This is a genomic window from Streptomyces sp. E11-3, assembly GCF_046540415.1.
Lineage (GTDB): Bacteria > Actinomycetota > Actinomycetes > Streptomycetales > Streptomycetaceae > Streptomyces.
Genome location: NZ_JAZGRL010000002.1, coordinates 1,088,619 through 1,105,543 on the forward strand (window position 1 = coordinate 1,088,619; position 16,925 = coordinate 1,105,543).

Here is a 16,925-nt window from a genome sequence, read left to right on the forward strand (position 1 = left end):
CCGGGGGTGGCGGGCGTCCGCCGCAGGACCGTCCCGATGTGCCGCCACAGGGCGACGCCCCTGCCCAGGAGGAGGCCCCAGCGGCTCAAGGGGACACCCCCGCGCGGCCCGAGGCCGAGTCCGAGGGGTCCGGCGAGGCGCAGGTGCCTTCGGGCGGCGGTGAGCAGGCTCCCGTAGGGGCGGCCGAGCCGTTCCGTACGAAGCTGCTCAGCGTGCCGGGGATGGGCGCGGGAGCCGCGGGGCGCCGGTCGCGCGCCCGTACCGAGCACGGCCGTACCACCGGCGCGCACCGGCCCCAAGGGGCGCTCACCAAGCTGCACTTGGCGGCGACCGTGCAGGCCGCCGCGCCTCACCAGCGGGCCCGCGGGCGGTCGGGGCGTGGCCTCGTCGTGCGTCGGGACGATCTGCGGCAGGCCGCACGCGAGGGCCGCGAGGGGAACCTCGTGCTGTTCGTCGTGGACGCCTCGGGGTCGATGGCGGCCCGGCAGCGGATGAGCGCCGTGAAGGGTGCCGTACTGTCCCTGCTGCTCGACGCCTATCAGCGGCGGGACAAGGTGGGCCTGGTGACGTTCCGCGGCAAGGACGCGGAGGTGGCGCTGCCGCCGACGTCGTCGGTCGACGCCGCCGCGGCCCGGCTTGAGCTGCTGCCCACCGGCGGGCGTACGCCGCTGGCCGCGGGGCTGCTGAAGGCGCACGAGGTGCTGCGGGTCGAGCGGTTGCGCGACCCCGCGCGGCGGCCGCTGCTGGTCGTGGTGACGGACGGCCGGGCTACGGCCGCGCGCACCGGCGCGCAGTCCGGGGCGTCCGGGGCGTCTGGTGCGGCCGGTGATCCGCTGGCGTTCGCGCGGCGCGCGGCGCGGCTGCACGCCGCCGACGGCACCGCGTCCGTCGTCGTCGACTGCGAGTCGGGAGCCGTACGGCTCGGGCTCGCCCCGCAGCTCGCGGGCGACCTCGGCGGCACGGTCGTCACGCTCGACGAGCTGCGCGCCGAGTCGATCGCCGGGCTCGTGAAGGACGTACAGGACGCACATGGAATGAGGAGAGCCGCCTGATGCCCCAAGGACAGCCTGCCGTCGTACCCGACGACGGTCTCACCACCCGCCAGCGCCGCAACCGGCCGCTGGTCGTCGTGCACACCGGCATCGGCAAGGGAAAGTCGACGGCCGCCTTCGGCCTCGCGCTGCGCGCCTGGAACCAGGGATGGCCGATCGGGGTGTTCCAGTTCGTCAAGTCCGCGAAGTGGAAGGTCGGCGAGGAGAACGCGCTCAAGGTGCTGGGTGCGTCCGGCGAGGGCGGCAGTGTCGACTGGCACAAGATGGGTGAGGGCTGGTCGTGGATTCAGCGCGCCCCCGCGGACGGTGAGCTGAGCAACGAGGAGAAGGCGCGCGAGGGGTGGGAGCAGGTCAAGCGTGACCTGGCCGCCGAGACGTACCGGCTGTACGTGCTGGACGAGTTCGCCTATCCAATGCACTGGGGCTGGGTGGACGTGGAGGAGGTCGTTTCTGTACTGCGGGACCGGCCCGGGACCCAGCATGTGATCATCACCGGTCGCAACGCGCCGCAGAAGCTGGTGGACTTCGCGGACCTGGTGACGGACATGTCCAAGGTCAAGCACCCGATGGACGCGGGCCAGAAGGGCCAGAGGGGCATCGAGTGGTGAACATCCCGCGATTGGTCATTGCCGCGCCCTCCTCGGGCAGCGGCAAGACCACCGTCGCGACGGGCCTGATGGCGGCGTTCTCGGCGGCGGGTCTCGCCGTGTCGCCGCACAAGGTCGGGCCCGACTACATCGACCCCGGGTACCACGCGTTGGCGTGTGGTCGGGTGGGGCGCAACCTTGATGCGTATCTGTGCGGTACGGAGCTGATCGGGCCGCTGTTCGCGCATGGCGCGGCGGGGTGCGATCTCGCTGTGGTCGAGGGCGTGATGGGGATGTTCGACGGTGCCGCGGGTGGGGGTGAGCTGGCCTCCACGGCGCAGGTGGCGAAGTTGCTGCGGGCGCCGGTGGTGCTGGTCGTCGACGCGTCGTCGCAGTCGCGGTCGGTGGCGGCGTTGGTGCATGGGTTCGCGTCGTGGGATCCCGAGGTGCGGATCGGCGGGGTGATCCTCAACAAGGTGGGGTCGGCACGGCACGAGTCGTTGCTGCGGGATGCGCTCGATGCGTCTGGGGTGCCGGTGTTGGGGGTGTTGCGGCGGGCTGAGCAGGTTGCGGCGCCGTCGCGGCACCTGGGGCTTGTGCCGGTCGCCGAGCGGCGGGCGGAAGCCTTGGAGTCGGTGCGGGTGCTGGCCGAGCAGGTTCGGGCGGGCTGCGACCTCGCCGCCCTGCGTGCGCTGGCGCGCAGCGCTCCGCCGCTCGATGTCTCACCGTGGGATCCTGCGGGTGGGGGCGCCTGCGGCGGGCTTCTCCCCCACCCCGCCCCGTCCCGAAAGGCCTCGCCGGCCGGGCTCGACGATGGGCCTCAAACGCAGGCCGGGCTGGGATATCGCCCTTCGGGCTCGTCCTCGAGCGCCGGACGGGCTGAGATTCGGCCTCCCGTCGTCGCCATCGCGGGGGGCGCGGCGTTCACGTTCTCGTACGCCGAGCACGCCGAGCTGCTCAGCGCCGCTGGCGCGGACGTCGTACCGTTCGATCCGCTCCACGACGAGGCGCTCCCCGACGGGACCGCCGGACTCGTCATCGGCGGCGGCTTCCCCGAGGTGTACGCGCCCGAGCTGTCCGCCAACGAACCGCTGCGCAAGGCCGTGGCGGAGCTGGCGCGCTCCGGCGCGCCCATCGCCGCCGAGTGCGCCGGGCTGCTGTATCTCGCACGCTCCCTGGACGGGAAGCCGATGTGCGGCGTACTGGACGCCGACGCGCGGATGGCCGAGCGGCTGACGCTCGGGTACCGGGAGGCCGTCGCGGTGTCGGACAGTGTGCTGGCCGCGAATGGCACCCGGATGCGGGGGCACGAGTTTCACCGCACGGTGCTCGACCCCGGCGCGGGGCCGAGCCCCGCGTGGGGGCTGCACGCGCCTGATCGGCGCGTGGAGGGCTTCGTGCAGCAGGGCGTGCACGCGAGCTATCTGCATACCCACTGGGCGGCCTCGCCCGGCATCGCCCACCGGTTCACAGAGAGGTGCACGCAAGAATGAGCAGCAAGCTGATTGGTGTCGGAGTGGGGCCCGGCGACCCGGAACTCGTGACCGTCAAGGGCGTCAACGCCCTCAAGGGCGCCGATGTGGTGGTTGTGCCCGTGATGGCTGCGTCTGATGGAAAAGATGGGGGTGAACGTGGGCGCGCCGAGGCGACCGTGCTGCATTACGTTCCCGAAGGGAACGTCGTACGCGTCGTGTTCGCGCTCAACGAGCGGACGGACCGGAGCCGCCGCGAGGCCGCCTGGGACGCGGCCGGCGAGCGGGTCGCCGAGTTGCTGCGTACGCACCGGGTGGTGGCCTTCGCGACCATCGGGGACCCCAATGTGTACTCGACGTTCACCTATCTCGCGCAGACCATCGACGAGCTGGTGCCGGGCACGGTCGTGGAGACCGTGCCGGGTATCACCGCGATGCAGGACCTGGCGGCCCGCAGCGGCGCCGTACTGACCGAGGGCACCGAGCCGCTGACGCTGGTGCCGGTGACGGCGGGTTCGGCGGTCCTGAAGGACGCGCTTCAGGGGCCCGGCACGGTGGTGGCGTACAAGTTCGGGCGGCTCGCGCACGAGGTGGCCACCGCGCTGCGCGAGACCGGACGCATCGAGGGCGCCGTGTGGGGGTCGGCGCTCGGCCTCGACGAGGAGTCGATCCGCCCGGCCGCCGAGCTCACCGACGAGGGCCCGCTGCCGTATCTGTCGACGCTGATCGCGCCCGCCCGGCGCGACGGCGGACGCGGGGGCAAGCTGTGACACCTCGAAGCGCTGGCTCAGCCCGCCGCGCCGGCCACCCGTGCGGCGGCGTCCGCCAGAAGCATCGCCATGGCCTTGCGGCGGGTGTTCCCGTACAGGCTGGTGAGTGTGTACGTGTTGAAGCCGCCGACCAGCGTCATCAGGAACGCGCCGAGCGCGACGATCACCGCCATGCGCTCTTGCTCGTCGATTGATCCGCTTCCCGCACTTCCAAGATCCACCCTGAGTTCCCACCAGAGTTCCACCCGAGTTCCACCCCGCATTGACCCGAGAGGACCCCGACCCATGGCCCCCACGCCCCCCAGGGCCGCTGCCGCGACCGACCAGCCGAGCGGCGCGACCACCGGCAAGGTGACCTTCGTCGGTGCCGGGCCCGGCGCCGCCGATCTGCTGACCTTCCGCGCCGCGCGCGCCATCGCGGAGGCGGACGTCGTGATCTGGGCGGCCAGCCTGGTGCAGGCCGAAGTCCTCGAGCACGCGCGCGAGGGCGCCGAGATCCTGGACTCGGCGACGATGTCCCTGGAGGACGTCGTCGCGGTGTACGAGCGTGCCCGCCACGAGAACCTCAAGGTGGCCCGCATCCACTCCGGCGACCCGGCCCTGTGGGGCGGCACCCAGGAACAGTTCGACCGGTGTGCCGAGATGGGCATCGAGGCCGAGATCGTGCCCGGTGTGTCGGCGTTCTCCGCGGTCGCCGCGCTGGCCGGGCGCGAGCTGACGATTCCCGAGGTCGCGCAGTCGGTGATCCTCACCCGGCTCGGCGGCGGCAAGACGCCGATGCCGCCCGGCGAGGAGGTGCGGGAGTTCGCCAAGCACGGCACCACGATGGCGCTGTTCCTGTCCGCGGCCCGCTCCGGGCAGCTGACCCGCGAGCTGCTCGAGGGCGGCTACCCGACCTCGACGCCGGTGGTCATCGCGTACCAGGCGACCTGGCCCGAAGAGCTCATCGTGCGCTGCACGATCGCCACGCTGGAGGAGACGGTCAAGGAGCACAAGCTCTGGAAGCACACCCTCTTCCTGGTCGGCCCGGCGCTCTCGGCGTCCGGCACCCGCTCGCACCTGTACCACCCGGGGCACTTCCACGGGTTCCGCAAGGCCGACCCGGAGGCGCGCCGGGCCCTGCGCACGCAGGGCGCCGCGGCGGCCACACGCCCGGATACGAGTATCCAGCCATGATCGACGTCATAGGCGCGGGGACCGGGGCCCCGCTCGACCCCACGGCCCGTGCCGCGCTGGACGCGGCGACGCTGGTCGTGGGCGGGCAGCGGCACCTGGACGCGGCCGGCCTCCACGCGCGCGTGGCGCGTGTCGTGCTGGGGCCGCTGGCTCCCGCGTTCGACGCGATGGCGGAGCAGCTGGCCGACGAGCACGCGCGCGTGGTCGTCCTCGCCTCCGGTGACCCCGGGTTCTTCGGGATCGTCCGGGCGCTGGCCGAGCGCTTCGGCTCCGACGCGCTGCGGGTGTGGCCCGGTGTGTCGTCGGTCGCGGCGGCGTTCGCCAGGGTCGGGCTGCCCTGGGACGACGCGGTGGTGGTCAGCGCGCACGGCCGGGAGCTGCGTACGGCCGTGAACGTGTGCCGTGCGCACCCCAAGGTCGCGGTGCTCACCGGGCCCGGTGCGGGTCCCGCGGAGCTCGGCGCCGAACTGGTGCACCGCGCCGACGACCGCACCCTGGTCGTCGCCACGGCACTCGGCGATCCGGAGCACGAGCACATCGAACGGGTGACGCCCCCCGAGGCCGCCGCCCGTGACTGGGGCAGCGCGGTGAGCGTGGTGCTGTGCCTGGACGAGTCCCGGGCGCTGTCGCCGGTCCGTACGGTCGCCGGGCCGTCTCCCACGCCCGACCGGTGGGCGCTTCAGGAGACCGCGTTCGCGCACCGCGACTCGATGATCACCAAGTTCGAGGTGCGGGCGCTCGCGCTGGCCAGGATCGGGCCGCGCCTGGGTGACCTGGTGTGGGACATCGGGGCCGGGTGCGGCTCGGTGGCCGTGGAGTGCGCGCGGTTCGGCGCGGCCGCGGTCGCGGTGGAGAAGAGCGCGGACGGGATCGAGCGGATCCGCGCCAACGCCGCCGCGCACGGCGTCGACGTACGGGCCGTACACGGGGCGGCGCCCACCGTGCTGTCCGATCTCCTGGACCCGGACGCGGTGTTCATCGGCGGCGGGGGGCGCGAGCTGCCCGCCATAGTGAAGGCCTGCGCGCGCCGGGCCCGCCGTACGGTCGTGGTCGCGCTGGCCGCGCTGGACCGGGTGCCCGCGGTCCGTAAGGCGCTGGGCGACGCCGGGTTCTCCTGCGACGGGGTGCTGCTGCAGTCGTCCCGGCTCGCGCCGCTGCCGGGGGATGTGTCGCGGCTCGCCGCCACCAATCCGGTCTTCCTGCTGTGGGGCGACCGGCACACGGCCGCCCCCTGTTACGAAGGAGCAGTCCATTGAACCCTCCCCCTCGCAGACGAGGGGGATTCCTGGCTCACGCCGCTCGGTCGCTCAGTGAGCGATCAAGTCTTCCGCGATCAGCACCAGCCGGGTTGGAACCAGCCCGGATGTATGAAGTTTTGGAAGGAGTTGCCATGCGGGCTTGGTTCTCGCTCCGCGACCAACGACCCTACCAGGCCTCGCAGTTGGAGGTCCGGTGATCGGCCTGATCTCTGCCACGGCGGCGGGCGCGGCGGGTGCCGCGCGGCTGGCCGCGGTGTGGCCCTCTCGGGTCCGGGTGTACGACGGCCCTGTACGGGAGGCCGTGGAGCGGGCCTTCGCCGAGTGCGCGCAGGTGGTGTGCTTCCTCGCCACCGGCGCCACGGTGCGGCTTGTCGCCCCGCTGCTCGCGGACAAGGCGTCCGACCCGGGCGTGGTGTGTGTCGACGAGGCGGGCCGGTACGCGGTCGCCCTGCTCGGCGGGCACGGGGGCGGCGCGAACGCGCTGGCCCGTGAGGTGGGTGCGGTCCTGGGCTCGGAGCCCGTGGTGACCACGGCCACCGACGCGGTGGATGTGCCGGGCCTGGACACGCTCGGGCTGCCGGTGGAAGGTGCGGTGGCCGCGGTGACCCGTGCGGTGCTCGACGGCGAGCCCGTCGCGCTGGACCTCGAAGTGCCCTGCCCGCTGCCCGCGTTGCCGCCGAACGTACGGCCGTCCGCGCCGGGCGCGGAAGCGACGGTGCTGGTGACCGACCGGGCCGTCGAGCCCGGCGACCGTACGGTGGTGCTGCGGCCCGCATCGCTGGTGGTCGGGGTCGGCGCCAGCAAGGGCGCTCCGGTCGACGAGATCACCGCCCTGGTGCGCGATGCCCTCGCGGACGCGGGGCTCTCGCCGCTGTCCGTGGGTGCGTTGGCGACCGTGGACGCCAAGGCCAATGAGCCGGGTCTGGTCGCCGCGGCGGCCGAACTCGGCGTTCCGCTGGTGACGTACCCGGCCGACGAGCTGGCTCAGGTCGTCGTGCCGAACCCGTCCGACGCGCCGCTGGCGGCCGTCGGCACCCCGTCGGTGGCCGAGGCGGCCGCCCTCGTCGGCGGTGGCGAACTCCTGCTGCCGAAGCGGAAGTCCAGCCCCGAAGGCCGGGCCGCGATGGCCACCTGCGCCGTGGTCAGGCGCGCCCCGCGCGGGCGTCTCGCGGTCGTCGGGCTCGGCCCCGGCGCCCGCGACCTGCTGACGCCGCGCGCGCTCGCCGAGCTGCGCCGGGCGTCGGTGCTGGTCGGCCTCGACCAGTACGTGGACCAGATCCGGGACCTGCTGCGCCCGGGCACCCGGATCATCGAGTCGGGGCTCGGCGCCGAGGAGGAGCGGGCCCGTACCGCCGTCGCCGAGGCCGGTGAGGGCCAGGCGGTGGCGCTGATCGGGAGCGGTGACGCGGGCGTGTACGCGATGGCCTCGCCCGCGCTCGCCGAGGCGAGTGACGCCATCGACGTGGTGGGCGTACCCGGTGTGACGGCCGCGCTCGCCGCGGGCGCGATTCTCGGTGCGCCGCTCGGCCACGACCATGTGTCGATCAGCCTGTCCGATCTGCACACCCCGTGGGAGGTCATCGAGCGGCGGGTGCGGGCCGCGGCCGAGGCCGACATCGTCGTCACCTTCTACAACCCGCGCAGCCGCGGCCGTGACTGGCAGCTGCCGAAGGCCCTGGCGATCCTCGCGGAGCACCGGGAGCCCGGCACGCCGGTCGGTGTCGTACGCAACGCCTCGCGGGCGGACGAGAGCGCGCGGCTGAGCACGCTCGGCGCGTTGGACGCGGCGACGGTGGACATGATGACGGTGGTGACGGTCGGCAACACGGCGACGCGGGAGATCGCGGGCCGTATGGTGACGCCGCGCGGCTACCGCTGGCAAGACACCGAGCGTACGGAGGCGGCCCGGTGACCCGGATCGTGCACCCCATCGAGCAGGAGTCGTTCCGCAGGCTCAGGTCCCGCCTGGACACCTCGCACTTCGCGCCGCTGACCCGCGCGGTCGTGGAGCGGGTCATCCACTCCGCCGCCGACCTGGAGTACGCCACCGACCTCGTGACCGACGAGGACGCGCTGGTGGGCGCCCATCGGGCGCTGCACGCGGGCGCCCCGGTCGTGGTGGACGTGGAGATGGTCGCGGCGGGCATCACCCGCCGCGAGACCGTGTGCCACCTCAAGGACGCCGAGTCCGGGCCCGGGCTGACCCGTTCGGCGCACGCGGTCCGGCTGGCGTACGAGCAGGTCGGTCCCGGCGCGCTCTGGGTGATCGGCTGTGCGCCGACAGCGCTGGAGGAGCTGCTGACGCTGGATGCCGCGCCCGCGCTGGTGATCGGCCTGCCGGTCGGGTTCGTCGGCGCGACGGAGTCCAAGGCGGCACTGCGGGAGAGCGGGCTGCCCGCCGTCAGCAACGTATCCGAGAAGGGCGGGTCCGCGGTCGCCGCGGCCGCGCTCAACGCCCTGCTGTACCACCCCACTTCAACGACGTCCTCGACGTCGCCTTCAACGTCTGTGCAGTACGAGGAGAACCAGTGACAGTCATCGGCCGCGACCGCCCCGCCCTGCTCATCGCGGGCCATGGCACCCGGGATGACGCGGGGGCCGAGGCCTTCCGCGACTTCGTCCGCGAACTGGGCCTGCGCCACCCCGACCTCCCGGTGGCGGGCGGCTTTATCGAGCTGTCGCCGCCGCCGCTCGGCGAGGCCGTCACCGAGCTGGTCGAGCGGGGCGCGAAGCGCTTCGTCGCGGTGCCGCTGATGCTGGTGTCGGCCGGGCACGCCAAGGGCGACATCCCGGCGGCGCTGGCCCGCGAGAAGGAGCGGCACCCGGGGATCTCGTACAAGTACGGGCGTCCGCTGGGCCCGCACCCGGCTCTGCTCAAGGTGCTGGAGCGGCGCCTGGACGACGCGCTGGAGGGCACCGACCCGTCCGATGTGACGGTGCTTCTGGTGGGCCGCGGCTCGACCGACCCGGACGCCAACTCCGAGGTGCACAAGGCGGCTCGGCTGCTGTGGGAGGGGCGCGGGTACGCGGGTGTGGAGACCGCGTTCGTGTCGCTCGCGGCGCCCGACGTGCCGAGCGGCCTGGAGCGGTGTGTGAAGCTCGGCGCGCGGCGGGTGGTGGTCCTTCCGTACTTCCTGTTCACCGGCATCCTGCCGGACCGGGTGCGGCTGCAGACCAAGGAGTGGGCGGCCGCGCACCCGGACGTGGAGGTGCGCTCGGCCGATGTGATCGGGCCCGAGGAGGAGTTGCTCGACCTGGTCATGGAGCGCTACCGGGAGGCGGTCGAGGGTGATCTGCGGATGAACTGCGACTCCTGCGTGTACCGGATCGCGCTGCCCGGCTTCGAGGACAAGGTGGGGCTGCCGCAGCAGCCGCACTTCCACCCGGACGACGACGGCCACCACCATCACGGACACGGGCACCACGGCCACCACCACGGCGACCATGCACACGCCCACTGACACGCCGTCCACGGACACGCCGTCCACGGACGCGGCAGCAGCGGGCAGGCCAGCCGCGGACGCGGCAGCAGCGGATGCCCATGACCTGCGGCACCACGGTGACGCCGAGGTGCGGGGCGGGGAGCTGACCGACCTCGCGGTCAACGTGCGCGAGGGCACGCCGCCCGGCTGGCTGCGCGAGCACATCGCCGCGTCGCTGGCCGGGCTCGCGGCCTACCCGGACGGGCGGGCGGCGCGTGCTGCCGTGGCGGCCCGGCACGGGCTGCCGGTGGAGCGGGTGCTGCTGACCTCGGGCGCGGCGGAGGCGTTCGTCCTCATCGCCCGCGCCCTGGCGGTGCGCAACCCCGTGGTGGTGCATCCGCAGTTCACCGAGCCCGAGGCGGCGTTGCGTGACGCCGGGCACACGGTGGGGCGGGTGCTGCTCGGCGCGGCGGACGGCTTCCGGCTCGATCCGGCCGCCGTACCGGAGGCCGCGGATCTGGTCGTGATCGGCAATCCGACCAACCCGACGTCCGTACTGCACCCGGCCGAAGCGATCGCGAAGCTGGCCCGCCCTGGGCGCACACTGGTGGTCGACGAGGCGTTCATGGACGCGGTGCCGGGCGAGGTCGAGGCGCTGGCCGGGCGCAGGGATGTGCCGGGGCTGGTGGTGCTGCGCAGCCTCACCAAGACCTGGGGGCTCGCGGGGCTGCGGATCGGCTATGTGCTGGCCGCCGAGGAGACGATCGCCGTGCTGGAGCGCGCCCAGCCGCTGTGGCCGGTCTCCTCGCCCGCGCTGGCGGCGGCCGAGGCGTGTATGACGCCGCGGGCGCTGGCCGAGGCGGCGGATGCGGCCGATGCGATCGCCGCCGACCGGGCCCATCTGCTGGCCGGTCTCGCGGAGTTCGACGAGGTGCGCGCGGCGGGTCCGGCCGCGGGGCCGTTCGTTCTCGTACGGCTGGATCAGGCCGCCGAGGTACGGGAGCGGCTGCGCGGGCTGGGGTTCGCGGTGCGCCGTGGGGATACGTTTCCTGGGCTCGGCCCGGACTGGCTGCGGATCGCGGTGCGGGACCGGGCGACGACCGGAAGGTTTCTGCAAGCGCTGGACCGGGCGCTCACACTGGTCGGCCGGTGAGAGCCTGTCTTTGAACCCCCGTCGTTCGCCCGAAGGGCGCCGCTGCGCAGACGGGGGTTCAAAGACAGGCTCTGAACCCCGCCTCACCCCCCGCCCAGGGGTGAGACGGGCGACCCGAGCGTCAGCCGCGGCGGCCGCGGGCCACGAACAGCGCGCCCGCGAGCAGCAGGGCGACCGCGCCGCCCGCGAGGTACGGCGTGGCGGAGCTGCCGCCGGTCGCGGCGAGGTCCTGCTTCTGGACGGCGGGCGTGGCGGCGGCCGACTGCGGCCGCGCGTCACTGGCGGCGGCGGGCTCCTGTCCGGACTCCTGCTCCGGCTTCTTCTCGGGTGCCTTCTCCACGAGTGGTGCGGGCGACTCGCAGGTGGCGCCCGCCAGCGTGAGGACGCCCTCCACCTCGGCGACGTTCAGCTTCAGCGGGTTCAGCGCGACCTTGAGTTCGAGGGCGGACGCGGCCGCCGTACGGGATGTGGTGTGGGTCTTCGACAGGTCGAGCCGGACCTCGCCGACGCCGGGCACCTTGACCCGCGTGGGACCGCCCGTGCTGAGCGTGACCTTCTTGCCCAGGACGGTGACGGCGCCCAGCAGATTGGACTCGGCGACCGGCTGCTTCCCAGCCTCGCAGACGGCCTTCGACGTGACCTGCTCGACCTCGATCAGGGAGAGCAACGGCAGCCCCGGCACATGCACCTTGGCCCGCGCGAGGTTGGTCGTGGCCTCCGCCTTCCGCCGGTCCACGGTGGCCTTGGCGGTGGCGACGTCGGCGCGCAGCACGGTGAACGGCCGCCCCTGGTCGACGCCGTCCAGCTTCACCGTCAGCGCGGTCTTCTCGGCGCTCCGCGGCGCCTGGACCTCGTTGAGTGAGGCCTTGAGCGGGACCTGCACGGTCTTGTTGAGCAAGGAGACATCGAGTCCGGTACGGAGGACGACCGCGCTCGCGGTGCCGTCGCCGTCGCCCGTGGCGTGGGCGGGTAGGGCACCGGCGAGGGCCGCGGGACCTGCGGCCAGGGCCGTCACCGCCGCCGTGGTGGCGAGACGGCGTGCGGGCATGCGGAAGGCGTTGCTGTTCAAGGTGGTGGAACCCCCACAAGAGACATTCGACAGAAGTCGCGCCATCGGCGCCCGCTGGGACATCGCGGGCGCCGATGGCATCGATGCGGGAATCTTTACCTACAAAGAGTGAACCGTCAGACACCTGGCGTCAGTTCACTCCAATGGGGAGTTTCCGTCTGGGTGTTCGAGTCTTTCGGCACGGCCGTTCACTTCTGTCACCCGAACAGCCCCACCATCGGTCAACACGGCCGCCAGTCGCCCAGATACCTCCCCCTCGTGTGCTCCCGCGCCGCCCCGTCGGACAGTTGGGGACGGTTGGCGGGTACGGAGATCTCGGCGCCGGGACCCTTGTTGGCGTACTCGGCGAAGCGCTGCTCCTGCCATGGGTACGCGTCACGCATGTTGGTGTACGGCGTGACGGCGTCGATGCCCGCGTCCAGTTGCGAGTCCCGTACGACCAGTGACGGCCAGGCGGTGTCGTTGGACGACGGCACCCACGGTCGGGCCAGCTTGTACGCGCCGTCCGGTGCGCCGGAGGTGATCCGGCACCGCAGCGCCAGGAAGCCGTAGGGCGTGGTGCGGGAGGTGGACGGGGCGAAGACCATGCCCTTCGGGGTGAAGTCGACGTCCCGGTCCAGGGTGTGGAAGCGGCACCGCTCGAACACGGCGGTGGCCCGGCCGAAGACGAAGTCCACGTCGCCCTCGACGTAGCAGTGCGCGAAGTACTGGCGGGCGATGAGGGACACGTTGCGGGTGTCGGCGTACAGCGTGTCCTGGTGGCCGAGGAACCGGCAGTGGTGGAACGCCGAGCGGTCCCCCATCACCTTGATGGCGACAGCCTGGGTACCGGTGATGTCCGGGTGGTCCGCGCGCAGCCAGTCGTTGGCGAAGGTGATCCAGCGTGCGGTGAAGCCGTCGGGCCGTACGGTGACGGTGGCCGATCCGGTGGTGCCGTAGGTGCCGGAGCCGTCGGGGCGCTCGGTGCCCGCGGCGTTGTCGTAGACGATGACGGTGTCGCGCGGGTTCTCGCTCGCGCCGATCAGGGTGAGGTCCTGCCGCGCGGTGGGGACGCTCACCGTCTCGCGATAGGTGCCGGGGGCGATGACCAGGGTGTGCCCGGTGCCGCTCACGGCGTCGACGGCGGCCTGGACGCTGCGGTGGTCACCGAGTCCGCCGGGGTGTACGTACCGGGTGCGCGCGTCGCGGCGGGCGGCCGGGGACCCGTACCCCCCAAAGGGGCGCGCCGACGTGGGGCGGCTCTCGTCGGCGCGGGCGGGCCCGGCCAGGCCCAGGGCGAGCGCGGCGCCGCTGCCCGCGATGAGCAGTGAGCGGCGGGTGAGCTGGGGTTGAGCGGGAGGCACGGTGCGGCTCCTTCGCTGAGCGGACTCGTCGCGGTGGCGGCTGGTCACTTGAGCTTTCCGGCGCCGGCTCCCCTGCCGACCCGCTTGGGCAGGCAGGCGGGGTCGTCGACCTGGGTGCGCAGTTCGGGGGTCCAGCCCGCGCCCTCGGTCAACTGCTCGTCGGGGACGCCCGCGTTGTGCACGGCGATCAGGTCGGTCTCCGTGCCGTTGACGAAGTTGTTCTCGGCGGTGACCGGGGAGTCCTTCCACTTCTTCAGGATCCGCGCGGGGTCGACATGCCCGGCGAGCGTGAAGGCGTTGTGCTCGGCGACGAGTTGGGACTCCTTGCCGATGCCGTAGGTGTAGCCGTAGACGCTGCCCTTGGTGGCGACGAAGTGGTTGTTGTACGAGTCGACCTGGCCGAAGCGGACGCGCGGGGCCCGCTCGCCCAGATCCTGGAACAGGTTGTGGTGGAGGGTGACACGCAGCTTGCCCCGGTCGGTCTCGGTGGCGCTGTCGCTGTTGCCGATCAGCATCGTCTTGTCGTGGTCCCCCAGCACGTTCCAGGACACGGTGACCAGGTCGGCGCCGCGGACGATGTCGATCAGGCCGTCGTGCTGCTGGTAGAGCTGGCCGTAGTACGAGGGGGCCGCGCTGTCCGGGTAGCGGCCGTCGGTGAACGTGTTGTGGTCGAGCCAGACATGGGTGGAGCCGTAGACGACCACGCCGTCGTACTCGGAGTTCCAGGCGCCCTTCGAGCCGTCGGTGGGGTCCCACTGGGGGAAGCAGTCCAGCGCGCTCTCCACGTGGAGGTTGCGCATGATGACGTTGTCCACCCCCTTGATCTGGAGGCTGGCGCCGGTGATGCCCGCCTTCTTGCCGACGCCGACGATGGTGGTGTTGGAGGGGACGAACGCCTTGATGGCCGCGCCCTGGGTGTCGGCCGACTCGGCGCGCAGATCCTCCTGTTCACCGCTGACGGGTGTCTCGTAGCCCCAGGTCGCGGGGTCGTAGTCGGCGAGATACTGGTCGAAGTCGTAGCCGTCCGCCTCGAACGCGGCGCAGCCGGAGGCGGACCCGGTGTCCGTGGCGTCCAGAGTGCCGACCACCTTGATGATCTTGGGTGCGTCGCCGCCATCGGCGAGCGCGGCCTTGAACTCGGCCCAGGTGGTGACCGTGTAGACGTGGTCGGCGTCGGCGTCGGCGCCGCCCGTGGTGCCGGTGCCGGCGGAGGCCCAGCCGTCGCCGTCCGCGAGCACCTGGCGGGCGGGGTCGCCGCCCTTGGCCTGGGCGGGGGTTGCGGCCAGGGCGCCGAGGGCGAGCGAGGCACAGCCGATCAGCGATACGACGCGTACATGACATTTCCTGACGTGCATTGCGGCTCCTTCAACTTCCTGCTGGTTGCTTCTACGACTGTGGCCAGGTGATCCAGGACTCCGGGATCTCGTCGTCCAGGCGCCGTACGTCCGCCTGCGTGAGCACCCGGCGCTCCACCAGTTCGGCCGCGACCATGCGGGCGACGGCGATCGCCCCAGGCGGGTTGAAGTGGGTGTTGTCCTGCTCGGTCTCGGTCCAGTTGAAGTACGTCTTGGTCTCCTCGACGCCGAGCTTCTGCCACAGCGAGAGGGACAGCGCCTGGAGGTCGAGCAGCGCGACGCCCTCGCGGTCCGCGAGGGCCCGCATCGCCCCCGGGTACTCGCCGTGGGTCGGCTTGGCGTTGCCGTCGGGGTCGAACCGCCTGCGCTCCACGGAGGTGAGCAGCACCGGGCGCGCGCCTCGGGCCCGCGCGCCGTCCAGGTACTGCCGCAGGTAGTCCTGGTAGGTGGTCCAGGGCTCGGTGTAGCGGTCCGGGTCCGCGCTCTTGGAGTCGTTGTGGCCGAACTGGACGAGCAGCAGGTCGCCGGGGGCGATCGCGTCCAGGACGGCGGCGAGACGGCCCTCGTCGACGAAGCTCTTCGAACTGCGCCCGTTCACCGCGTGGTTGGCCACCGACAGCCCCTTGTGCAGGAAGAACGGCAGGGCCATGCCCCACCCGGTCTCGGGCGCGGCGGCGGTGTACTTCTGGGCAGCGGTGGAGTCGCCCGCGATGAACAGGGTGCGCATCCGGCGCCTCTCCTGGTCCTGGGAGTGCGAGTCGTGGGGACGGGTGGCGGCGAGGGCGGTGGGGGCCGCGGCGAGCGCGAGCGGAAGGCCCGCGAGCGCCGCGACCACCTGCCTGCGGGTGTGTGCGTGGGCGTGCGTGTGGGCGTGGGCGTGGGCGTGGGTGTGGGTCACTTCTTCTGCTCGTTCCACTCGGCCTGGCCCTCGTTGAGCTGCTTGGCGAGGTTGTCCAGGAAGTCCTTGGCGGACTGCTTGCCGAGCATCACCTTCTGGAAGGCAGGCTCGTTCTCGGCCTTGGAGATGGTGTTCCAGTCCGGCAGGTAGTACGGCAGCTGCACGATCTTCGTGCTGCCGTCGTTCAGCGCGGTGGCGGCCAGCTTGGTCGGCTCGGCCTTCTCGATCCACGCGTCCTCGGCGGCGTCCTTGTGGGCGGGGATGGCGCCCGCCGACTCGTTCCACCGGCTGTTGGACTTGTGTGACGCGGCGAACTCGATGAACTTCCAGGCCGCGGTCTTGTTCTTGCTGGACTTGAACAGGCCGAGTCCGTCGACCGGGTTGGATATCTGCACCCGCGTGCCGTCGTCGAGTGTGGGCTGCGGGATGCCGCGGAACTTCTTGGTGCCGAGCGCCTTCACATGGTCCTGGTACGAGCCCAGGTTGTGGTTGAGCATGCCGATCTGGCCGGTGTCCCACTGGGCGACCATCTTGGTGAAGTCGTTGTTGAGGTCGGCCTCGGGGGTGACCTTCTTGTAGAGGCCGACGTACTTCTCCAGCGCCGCCACGTTCTTCGGGTCGTTGACCGTCGTCTTCTCGCCGGCCTCGTCCCAGAACGAGGTGATGCCGGACTGGCCGTACATCGCGTCCAGAGCCTGCGCGATGGAGCCCGGGCCGCCGCGGATGGTGTAGCCGAACTCGTTGTCGCCCTTGGCCGTCAGCTTCTCGGCGGCCTTGTAGAACGCCGACCAGGTGGCGGGTTCTTCCAGACCGGCCTTGTCGAACAGGTCCGTGCGGTAGTACAGGACGCCGTTGTTGGCGGAAGTCGGCACGGTGAACGTCTTGTCCTGGCCGCCCGCGTTCCTGACGGACTCCAGCATGCCCTCGTTCAGCTTGCCTTCCAGGGCGCTGCCCTTGATCCGGTCGTCCAGGGGCTCCAGGGCGCCCTGGGCGGCGATCCCGGCGAGCATCGCCGCGCCGACGCCGCCGACGTCGGGCAGCCCGCCGCCCTGGATCGAGGTGTCGTACTTGGACTGCACCTCGGTCGAGGCGACCGGGACGTACTTCACCTTGATGTCGGGGTGCTCGGCTTCGAAGTCCTTGATGATCTCCTTCCAGACCTCGGTGCGGACACCGCCGTTGTTGTCCCAGAAGGTGATCTGGCCCTTGCCCGAGCCCTCCTCGCCCTTGTCGCCCGCGCTGCCACTGCCGTCGTCACCGCAGGCGGCGGCGGTCAGGGCCAGGGCGGTGGCCAGGGACAGGGCGGCGGGAGTACGGCGCCATCTGCTACTGCGGAAGATCGTCATGGTCGGCTCTTCTCTTCTTGTGG

At 72.2% G+C, this 16,925-nt stretch carries 17 protein-coding genes; 11 read left to right on the forward strand and 6 right to left on the reverse strand.

Annotated features, from left to right (window positions below):
* From U9R90_RS23845 to cobI, 4 genes are all read left to right on the forward strand, one after another.
* A partial coding sequence (locus U9R90_RS23845) for a VWA domain-containing protein (RefSeq protein ID WP_411058695.1) occupies positions 1-1,052 on the forward strand: 1,052 nt, incomplete at its 5' end.
* The gene (gene cobO, locus U9R90_RS23850; RefSeq protein WP_411058696.1) at positions 1,052-1,660 is read left to right on the forward strand and encodes a cob(I)yrinic acid a,c-diamide adenosyltransferase; all 609 of its coding nucleotides are present in this window, start codon (positions 1,052-1,054) and stop codon (positions 1,658-1,660) included. The genes U9R90_RS23845 and cobO, both read left to right, overlap by 1 nt.
* Positions 1,654-3,132, forward strand: a complete 1,479-nt coding sequence (locus U9R90_RS23855; protein ID WP_411058697.1) for a cobyrinate a,c-diamide synthase — start codon at positions 1,654-1,656, stop codon at positions 3,130-3,132. Before cobO ends, U9R90_RS23855 begins: the two co-directional genes overlap by 7 nt.
* The gene (gene cobI, locus U9R90_RS23860) at positions 3,129-3,881 is read left to right on the forward strand and encodes a precorrin-2 C(20)-methyltransferase (protein WP_411058698.1); all 753 of its coding nucleotides are present in this window, start codon (positions 3,129-3,131) and stop codon (positions 3,879-3,881) included. The genes U9R90_RS23855 and cobI overlap by 4 nt, the downstream gene beginning before the upstream one ends.
* Before the next feature lie 17 nt (positions 3,882-3,898).
* Here the strand turns inward: cobI and U9R90_RS23865 are convergent, their stop codons facing one another.
* Positions 3,899-4,126, reverse strand: a complete 228-nt coding sequence (locus tag U9R90_RS23865; protein ID WP_411058699.1) for a hypothetical protein — start codon at positions 4,124-4,126, stop codon at positions 3,899-3,901.
* 40 nt (positions 4,127-4,166) lie between these two features.
* Between U9R90_RS23865 and cobM the strand changes: the two genes are divergently transcribed.
* The 6 genes from cobM (at position 4,167) to cobC (ending at position 10,891) form a co-directional block, all read left to right on the forward strand.
* A complete protein-coding gene (gene cobM / locus U9R90_RS23870) occupies positions 4,167-5,057 on the forward strand; it encodes a precorrin-4 C(11)-methyltransferase (RefSeq protein WP_411058700.1) in 891 nt (296 codons plus the stop codon).
* Positions 5,054-6,313 (forward strand): precorrin-6y C5,15-methyltransferase (decarboxylating) subunit CbiE, encoded by a 1,260-nt coding sequence (cbiE, locus tag U9R90_RS23875; protein WP_411058701.1) that lies wholly within the window; start codon positions 5,054-5,056, stop codon positions 6,311-6,313. The genes cobM and cbiE overlap by 4 nt, the downstream gene beginning before the upstream one ends.
* 196 nt (positions 6,314-6,509) lie before the next feature.
* Positions 6,510-8,228, forward strand: a complete 1,719-nt coding sequence (cobJ, locus tag U9R90_RS23880; RefSeq protein WP_411058702.1) for a precorrin-3B C(17)-methyltransferase — start codon at positions 6,510-6,512, stop codon at positions 8,226-8,228.
* Positions 8,225-8,848, forward strand: coding sequence for a precorrin-8X methylmutase (locus tag U9R90_RS23885; RefSeq protein ID WP_411058703.1), 624 nt, complete (start codon positions 8,225-8,227; stop codon positions 8,846-8,848). Before cobJ ends, U9R90_RS23885 begins: the two co-directional genes overlap by 4 nt.
* A 5-nt stretch (positions 8,849-8,853) precedes the next feature.
* A complete protein-coding gene (locus tag U9R90_RS23890; RefSeq protein ID WP_411059787.1) occupies positions 8,854-9,777 on the forward strand; it encodes a sirohydrochlorin chelatase in 924 nt (307 codons plus the stop codon).
* The gene (gene cobC, locus U9R90_RS23895) at positions 9,761-10,891 is read left to right on the forward strand and encodes an Rv2231c family pyridoxal phosphate-dependent protein CobC (protein ID WP_411058704.1); all 1,131 of its coding nucleotides are present in this window, start codon (positions 9,761-9,763) and stop codon (positions 10,889-10,891) included. The genes U9R90_RS23890 and cobC overlap by 17 nt, the downstream gene beginning before the upstream one ends.
* A gap of 121 nt (positions 10,892-11,012) precedes the next feature.
* Here cobC and U9R90_RS23900 read toward each other — a convergent pair whose 3' ends face one another.
* On the reverse strand, positions 11,013-11,960 hold the full coding sequence (locus U9R90_RS23900; protein WP_411058705.1) for an SCO1860 family LAETG-anchored protein: 948 nt from the start codon (positions 11,958-11,960) through the stop codon (positions 11,013-11,015).
* On the opposite strand from U9R90_RS23900, the gene U9R90_RS23905 reads away from it, so the two are divergent.
* Positions 11,938-12,072, forward strand: coding sequence for a hypothetical protein (locus tag U9R90_RS23905; protein ID WP_411059846.1), 135 nt, complete (start codon positions 11,938-11,940; stop codon positions 12,070-12,072). The genes U9R90_RS23900 and U9R90_RS23905 overlap by 23 nt on opposite strands.
* A 109-nt stretch (positions 12,073-12,181) precedes the next feature.
* On the opposite strand, the gene U9R90_RS23910 is transcribed toward U9R90_RS23905, so the two are convergent.
* From U9R90_RS23910 to U9R90_RS23925, 4 genes are read right to left on the reverse strand one after another with little or no spacing between them, the layout of a single operon-like run.
* Positions 12,182-13,303: a pectinesterase family protein gene (locus U9R90_RS23910; RefSeq protein ID WP_411058706.1), complete on the reverse strand. Its 1,122-nt coding sequence runs from the start codon at positions 13,301-13,303 to the stop codon at positions 12,182-12,184.
* A gap of 44 nt (positions 13,304-13,347) precedes the next feature.
* Positions 13,348-14,658 (reverse strand): polysaccharide lyase family 1 protein, encoded by a 1,311-nt coding sequence (locus tag U9R90_RS23915; protein WP_411058707.1) that lies wholly within the window; start codon positions 14,656-14,658, stop codon positions 13,348-13,350.
* A gap of 31 nt (positions 14,659-14,689) precedes the next feature.
* Complete coding sequence (locus U9R90_RS23920; protein ID WP_411058708.1) at positions 14,690-15,556, reverse strand: rhamnogalacturonan acetylesterase; 867 nt, start codon at positions 15,554-15,556, stop codon at positions 14,690-14,692.
* Positions 15,553-16,902 (reverse strand): ABC transporter substrate-binding protein, encoded by a 1,350-nt coding sequence (locus U9R90_RS23925; protein ID WP_411058709.1) that lies wholly within the window; start codon positions 16,900-16,902, stop codon positions 15,553-15,555. The genes U9R90_RS23920 and U9R90_RS23925 overlap by 4 nt, the downstream gene beginning before the upstream one ends.
* Positions 16,903-16,925: the final 23 nt, after the last annotated feature.